The organism is Hungatella sp. SL.1.14 (assembly GCF_024460495.1).
Classification (GTDB): Bacteria; Bacillota; Clostridia; order Lachnospirales; family Lachnospiraceae; genus Hungatella; species Hungatella hathewayi.
Window position 1 is genome coordinate 1 of the sequence record NZ_JANFYJ010000210.1, and the last position, 332, is coordinate 332.

A 332-nucleotide genomic window follows, 5' to 3' on the forward strand; every position below is an offset into this window, starting at 1 on the left:
TTGCCTACCACTAACCCATCACCATTCTTAATCTGCACTGCTGTGAGATTGTCAGGAGTCAGCGCCTCCCAGGTCGTTACCATGGCCGCCCGGTTTGCCGCCGCCACCTGTAAGGCTCCCAGGCTTGTGCCTGCCTCCAGTTCAATAATAGTTCCATTTTTTAAGATCATAGTGTCCTTCATGTACGGACTCCTTTCTCCCTTTTCGGGTATAAAAATAAGAGCCTTTCAGCTCTGATTAACGAGTTTCTTATTCATTTAAATAGTGATTTAGCAAAAGCAGTCTACTCAAGTAATCTTATGGCTCCTAGTGATGGCCCTGTTTTTCTCCGC

Annotated in this window: 1 pseudogene; it reads right to left on the reverse strand. The window is 46.1% G+C overall.

What is annotated here, in order from left to right:
- Nucleotides 1-182, reverse strand: a pseudogene (locus NE473_RS30715) (hypothetical protein); the annotation flags it as partial.
- Nucleotides 183-332: the final 150 nt, after the last annotated feature.